Genomic DNA, 6518 nt, shown 5'->3' with positions numbered 1-6518 from the left:
CCGACCCGGGGCCGGAGGCCGACGCCGGGTCGGACCCGGATGCCGAGCCGGACCCGGTACCCGAGCCGGACCCGGCACCCGAGCCGGACCCGGCACCCGAGCCGGACCCGGCACCCGCGCCCGACCCGGTGGCGGAGTCCGGTCCCGTGCCCGAGTCGGGCCCGGCCTCCGGGCGGGCCGCAGCGGAGGCCGGGGTGGAGCCCGTACGGGAGGCGGCGCTGCGGCGGGAGGCCGCGCGGCTGCTGGCCGGCCTGCGGATCCGCGACCCGCGCCTGCTGCTCGCCGAGCGGGACGTCGAGCGGCTCGTACCCGCAGTCGTGCAGTGGCTGGAACGGGGGGCCGTGCCCGAAGCCGTACGGCGCGCCCTCACCGCGGACGTGCCGTCCGATCTGCGCAATCCGGCCGGACTGGTCGCGTACCGGCTGCGCGTTTCCCTCCCGCCCCGGCTGCCGGAACCCGACTGGGGGCCGATCGGCCCACCGGCCCCCGACCGGCCCCGGCACCCCCTCCAGACCTGCGACGGCTGCGAACGCGCCTACCGCGCCCCGGCCCCCGGCGGCCGCTGCCGCGACTGCCGCCGCAGCCGCGGGACCGCTCACCCGGAAGCCGCCTGAGAGCGGTCAGGGCCCGGTGACGGCGGTGGTCAGGCGGCGCAGGCCCTCCGCGATCTCGGACGGGGTGTGCGTCGTGAACGACAGGCGCAGGGTGCGGGGGTCCGGGGCGACCGCGTGGAAGGGGGCTCCCGGGACGAAGGCCACGTCGCGGGCGATCGCCGAGGTCAGCAGGGCCGTCGCGTCGTGACCCTCCGGCAGGCGGGCCCACACGAACATGCCGCCCTCGGGGCGGTTCCAGACCGAGCCCGCCGGAAGGGCCGCGCCCAGGCCCGCCAGCAGCGCGTCACGCCGCTCCCGGTAGGCCGCCCGGACCGTGGCGATGTGCGCGTCGAGGTCCACCGCGCGCAGGTAGTGGGCCGCCGCCAGCTGGTCCACCGTCGAGGTGTGCAGGTCCGCGGCCTGCTTGGCCACCACCGCCGCGCGCCGCAGCGCCGCGGGTGCGCGCAGCCAGCCCAGCCGCAGCCCCGGGGCCATCACCTTGGAGAAGCTCCCGAGCAGCGCCGTGCGGTCCTCCGCCCCGGGGTGCGCGGCGAGCCACGGGACCTCCGCCCCCTCGAACCGGAGCTCCCCGTACGGGTCGTCCTCCAGGAGCCACAGCCCGAGCCGTGCCGCGATCTCCGCCACCGCCGCCCGGCGGGCGCCGGGCAGGGTGCGCCCGGTCGGGTTCTGGAACGTGGGCACCGTGTAGAGGAGCTTGGGCCGCTCCCGCGCCACGATCTCCTCCAGCGCGTCGGGCAGGATGCCCTGCTCGTCGCAGGGGACCGGTATCACGCGCGCCCCCGCCTGGCCGAAGCACTGGAGCGCCGCGAGGTAGGTGGGGTTCTCGACGAGGACGGCGTCGCCGGGTTCGACGAGCGTCGCGGTGATCAGTGCGAGGGCCTGCTGGGAACCGGTGGTGATCAGCAGGTCGTCCGCGCCGGTGTCCAGCCCCCGGGCGGAGGCCCGCGCGGCCACGGCTTCCCGCAGTTCCGGCGCGCCCTCGGTGGTCGAGTACTGGAGCGCCCGGCCGCCCGACTCCGTGAACGCGGTGTCGTACGCGGCCCGTAGGCCCTCGGTGTCGAAGAGCTCCGGGGCGGGCAGGCCGCCGGCGAAGGAGATCACCCCGGGGCGTGCGGTGAGCGCGAGGATCTCGCGGACGGGCGAGCCGGCCGCGGCGAGGGTGCGGGCGGCGAACGCGGGTGGCGGGAGGATGACGGTCGCGGGCATGGTGCTCCTTCGGGGGAGGCGGGTGGGCGCATCCTAAACGCGGAAGCATGTAGACAGCACCTATGCGTCAAGGAGTGGAACAGTCCCCGAGGTCTCGTCATCTGACGCCACATCAGCTAGACCGTGGGGCATGACGACACACGAGCACCGCGAGGACACCCGGGCCGGGGACTACGCCGAGCTGGCGGCCGTCGGACCGTACGGCGTCCGCCCCGGCCATGCGCTGATCACCATGGTCGAACCGCACCCGGGCCACGAGTACGCGTACAACCGCTGGTACGAGGACGACCACTACTACGCCGGCGCCATGGCCATGCCCTGGATGTACGCGGGCCGCCGCTGGGTCGCCACCCGCGAACTCCAGGAGCTGCGGTACCCCGAGAAGTCGGCCGTCGCCCAGCCCGTCACCGCCGGGTGCTACATCTCCACGTACTGGGTCACCGAGGGCCGCTACGACGAGCACATGAAGTGGACCGTCGGCATCAACAAGCGCCTCAACCGGGACGGCCGCGTCTACCAGGACCGCACCCACGTGTTCACGTCGTTCCAGGACCACGAGGCCACGGTCTACCGCGACGGCGCCGCCGGTCCCCGGGACTTCCACGCCCTCGACCACCCGTACGCCGGTCTCGTCGTCCAGGTCGTCGACGCCGACGGTCCCGAGCAGCGGGCGGAGCTGCTGGAGTGGCTGCGCTCGCGCGCCCTGCCGAAGCGGCTGCACGGCTCACCGGCCGCGATGGTGACGGTCTTCCGGCCGACCCCGCTGCCCGGTGACCGGATGACGTACGTCAAGCAGGTCGAGGGGGTCGGCACCCGGTTGACGCTGCTGTGGTTCCTGGAAGCCGATCCGCGCGCCTGCTGGGACCGGTTCGGGGGGCTGGACACCGAGGTCGCCGAGGCCGGGCTGGGGCGGGTGGAGCTGGTGGCGCCGTTCATCCCGACGGTGCCGGGCACGGACCGGTACGTCGACCAGCTCCGCTAGACGGAACGCGGGGCGGGCCGCGCGGTGCGGGGCGGGCGGAGCCGGACGTGGCCGAGCCCCCTCGGCCGGGACGGCGGGCCAGTCGAGAGGGCTCCAGTCAGTGGTGCAGGTGGTGCAGGTGGTGCGGATAACGCCGGTACTGCAGATGACGCAGTCGCTGCGCGTAATGCAGAGGGGACGGTGGGGTCGTGCGCCGAAACGTTCAGGCCAGGCGTCCCAGTCGGCCTTCGGTGACGTCCGCGACGAACGAGGTCCAGGAGCCCGGCGCGAAGGTGAGGGACGGACCGTCCTGCACCTTCGAGTCGCGGACCGCGATGGCCTCCATGACGGGGGACTTGACCTCGACGCAAGCGCCGTTCCCGCCGGAGTAGGAGGACTTGATCCAGTTGGCCGTGGCGCCCTGACGAATAGCCATGTTTCTCTCCGGTTCAGCGAGTTGTGCCAGTGAGGCGTCGGCCATTCCGGTTTCCCTGACCGACGTGATCGACGCTACCGGCACCTCTCGACGGGTGAAGAGGCCATTCACCCGACCGGGTGGCATATTCCGTTCAGGCCTTCTGTGGCCGGGGATCGACGGTGTACCGTACCGGCCCCCCTCGCCACCTGCCCGGCGGCACGTGTCCGCTGCCTCCGGTTTTACCTCCCCTTGCCCGCATACTCGTCGATGATCTCGGCGATGAACTGGCGCGTCTGCTCCACGTTCAGGGCCTGCGCGCGCAAGTGCTCGTACATCACGCTGTACTTCTGGACGTCGTTCGCCTTCTCCAGGTACAGGTCGCTGGTCACGCCCTCGATGTAGACGACCGTCGAATCGGACGCGTCCGGGAACTCCAGGATGGCGTACTGGCCGTTGACGCCCGGGTGGGCACCCATCGAGAACGGCATCACCTGCACCGTGATGTACGGCTGTTCCGACTGCTCTATCAGGTACTCCAGCTGTTTGATCATCAACTGGGGGTCGCCCACGTGCCGGCGCAGCGCCGCCTCGTCGATGACCGCCCACAGCCGCAGCGGCCCGACCTCAGGATTGTTGTTGTCCGTCTCGGAGAGCCGTTTCTGCCGGTGCATCCGCACCTGGACGCGCTTCTCCACGTCGAGCGGGGCGGTCTCGGGCAGCGCGCCGCGGATGAGGGCCTGGGCGTACTCCGGGGTCTGGAGCAGGCCGGGCACCATCTGGGGTTCGTAGGTGCGCAGGCTGGCGGCATCGGTTTCGAGGCCGATGTAGACGCTGTACGGGATGTCACCGAAGGCGTGCCACCAGCCCTGCTGGCGGGAGTCCTTGGCCATCTGCATCAGGGAGTCGACGAGCCGGCGGTCCTCGACCTCGTACACGTCGCACAGGTCGCGGACGTCGCGCTGGCTGATGGAACGGCGGCCGTTCTCCAGCCGGCTGATCTTCGACTGGGAGACGAGCAGGCGTTCGGCGACCTGCTCGGCCGTCATGCCCTTGTCCTCGCGGAGCTTGCGCAACTCCATGCCCAGTCGGCGGCGTCGGACGGTGGGATTGACATTGGACGCCACTTGAACGGCACCTCCGCCTTCTTCTGGTTCTGTCTCTCTGTGTGCCTGATGGTGAGCAGACTGCCACCGAAGGGCGGGGCGGCGCCGGAGAACGGCCCGGAAATGCAGACGCGCGGGACGGCGGGGCCGGCGGACCGGCCTCGCCATCCCGCGCGCTGGCGGCTCCCGAACCGGGTCATCGGGGACGCCGGTTGCGGCGATGGCGGTTCGGTGGAGCGGTGAATCCGTGGAGCCGTGGATCGGGTCGATCCGATGGACCGGGTGAATCGGGCGGATCAGATGGATCGGGTGGATCGGGTGGATCAGTGCGCGGCGACGCGGGCCATCGCGCCCGTACGGCGCGCCTGGAGCGGAACGCCGCTGGCCGCCGCGGCCCGGGCGGTCGGCGGGTTCGCCGGTGCACGGTCACGGCGCGGCTGTGCAGCCACACCGTTCTGGACGTCCATGACGGCGTGCGCCACGAGACCGCCCATCGGGTCGTGCCGGATCAGGTCCCGCAGCCGGGACCTGGACGACCGCCCCTCGTTGCCGGGGTACAGGTGCTTGCCGAGTCCGACCGCGTGGGCCAGTGCGGCGAGCGCCGCGGTCCGCGGGTCCGGCGGTACACCGGTGCGGATCGCACTGTCGAGCCGGGCACGGATCTCCCGGCTGATCGCCGTGTCGGTCGCCTGGTAGCGAGTCGTCGGCAGCACCCCGCACATCTGTCCCGCGACGGCATGGACCATGCCGCAGCGCTCCAGATGAGCGAGGTAAATCTGGCGGAGCCCCAGCCGGGGTCCACCGATCCAGTGGACGGCCCGTACCGGGCTGCCGCGCCTGCGCAGCAGTTCCAGTGCGGAGTCCAGAGTCGGATCTCCTGTCGGCCGTGGCATCACCACGGCGATACGATCCCCGTCAGGGGCTATCCGTCCTGCCAGAGCCAGCTCTACTAGCTGTGCCCCGGCCAGGCCGAGGTCGAGCGACTGCGGCTGCGCCGTGGTACCCGTGGTCGGGTCCAAAGCGAGCAGCAGAAGCTCCTCCGGAATTGTTCTGCGGCTCCTGCCCATCCATGCCTCCCCGCGTGGATGAGTGACAGGGTGACGCCTCTCACATTCATCTGTCGAGAGCGCATGGTCGCTTTGTGGGGGAACCAGCGCTATGTCGTTCTCGTCTAGCACGAGAACGATGCCCACGACACGGGACACTGTTAGACATTCGGACAGCCGGACGCGGCGCGATCGAGGAGGAACTGGTGGCGGGCGAGTCCCCCGACAAGTCGGTTGATGAAGGAGCGCCGGGGGCGGCGAAGTCCTCCGCGGAGCGTGACCCCAGGCTGTCGGTGTTCCGGCCGCGGGACCCCGAGTCCGGGACGGATCCGCTGCGCGAGGCGGTGGCGGCATGGGTCGCCACGACCGAACCCGAGTCCTCCGGACGGGTGGACTCCGACTCCGATTCGCCCGAGGCGTCCCGTACCCCGAAACCGGATTCCGCTTCCGCACCGGCAGCCGCCGAGGCTCCGGCCGACGACAGCGACCGCACGGCGGTGTTCCGGGCCGTAAAGCCGGCCTCCGCTTCCGCGCAGGCGGGCACGGCCGCCACCACCACCGACAAGCCGGGCTCGGACGGTGCCCCGGCCAAGGGCGGCTCGGCCGACCGGGACGCCACCGGTGCCCCGGCCGCGAAGCCGGACGCGGATGGTGCGGACGGCCGGGACGCGGCCGGTGCCCCGGCCGACAAGCCGGCTCGGCAGTCGTCGCACGACAGTGAGCGCACGGCCGTGTTCCGGGCGGTGAAGCGGGCCTCCGCTTCCGCGAAGGCCGGAGCGGCTGCCGCGGGCGGTTCGTCCGCCGAGGAGCCGGGTGCGGTCCGGGCCGCGGGTGCCGCCGGCAAGGGTGGTGCGGACGCCGCGACCGCCGACAAGCCGGGCACGGGCGGCTCGGCCGACCGGGACGCGGCCGGTGCCCCGGCCGCGAAGCCGGATGCCGACAAGCCGGCTCGGCAGTCGTCGGACGACAGTGAGCGCACGGCCGTGTTCCGGGCCGTGAAGCCTGCTTCCGCTTCGGCGCAGGCCGGCTCGGGCGCCGCCACCGCCGACAAGCCGGCCGCGGGCGGTTCGTCCGCCGAGGAGCCGGGTGCGGGCCGGGCTGCGGGTGCCGCCGGCAAGGACGCGGCGACCGCCGGCAAGCCGGGCACGGGTGGCTCGGCCGACCGGGACG

General features: G+C 72.7%; 5 protein-coding genes and 2 pseudogenes. 3 read left to right on the top strand and 4 right to left on the bottom strand.

Going from position 1 to position 6518, the window contains the following annotated elements; all coding sequences use genetic code 11:
* Positions 1–614: pseudogene (locus tag ACFXA3_RS31145) on the top strand (helix-turn-helix domain-containing protein); the annotation flags it as partial.
* A 6-nt stretch (positions 615–620) separates the two neighbouring features.
* On the opposite strand, the gene ACFXA3_RS31140 reads toward ACFXA3_RS31145, so the two are convergent.
* A complete protein-coding gene (locus ACFXA3_RS31140) occupies positions 621–1820 on the bottom strand; it encodes a PLP-dependent aminotransferase family protein (RefSeq protein WP_385192131.1) in 1200 nt (399 codons plus the stop codon).
* A 130-nt stretch (positions 1821–1950) separates the two neighbouring features.
* On the opposite strand from ACFXA3_RS31140, the gene ACFXA3_RS31135 reads away from it, so the two are divergent.
* Positions 1951–2802: a hypothetical protein gene (locus ACFXA3_RS31135; RefSeq protein WP_385192128.1), complete on the top strand. Its 852-nt coding sequence runs from the start codon at positions 1951–1953 to the stop codon at positions 2800–2802.
* A gap of 202 nt (positions 2803–3004) precedes the next feature.
* On the opposite strand, the gene ACFXA3_RS31130 is transcribed toward ACFXA3_RS31135, so the two are convergent.
* The 3 genes from ACFXA3_RS31130 to ACFXA3_RS31120 all read right to left on the bottom strand — a co-directional run bounded on the left by ACFXA3_RS31130 (position 3005) and on the right by ACFXA3_RS31120 (position 5369).
* A complete protein-coding gene (locus tag ACFXA3_RS31130; RefSeq protein ID WP_054225973.1) occupies positions 3005–3217 on the bottom strand; it encodes a DUF397 domain-containing protein in 213 nt (70 codons plus the stop codon).
* 221 nt (positions 3218–3438) lie between these two features.
* Complete coding sequence (locus ACFXA3_RS31125) at positions 3439–4323, bottom strand: helix-turn-helix domain-containing protein (RefSeq protein ID WP_385192126.1); 885 nt, start codon at positions 4321–4323, stop codon at positions 3439–3441.
* A 302-nt stretch (positions 4324–4625) separates the two neighbouring features.
* Positions 4626–5369, bottom strand: coding sequence for a GPP34 family phosphoprotein (locus ACFXA3_RS31120; protein WP_385192124.1), 744 nt, complete (start codon positions 5367–5369; stop codon positions 4626–4628).
* 185 nt (positions 5370–5554) lie between these two features.
* On the opposite strand from ACFXA3_RS31120, the pseudogene ACFXA3_RS31115 reads away from it, so the two are divergent.
* Positions 5555–6518 (top strand): annotated as a pseudogene (locus ACFXA3_RS31115) (hypothetical protein); the annotation flags it as partial.

The organism is Streptomyces sp. NPDC059456 (assembly GCF_042750055.1).
Classification (GTDB): Bacteria; Actinomycetota; Actinomycetes; order Streptomycetales; family Streptomycetaceae; genus Streptomyces.
The sequence above is the reverse complement of the archived record's forward strand: the minus strand, read 5'-3'. Positions and strand labels throughout refer to the sequence as shown.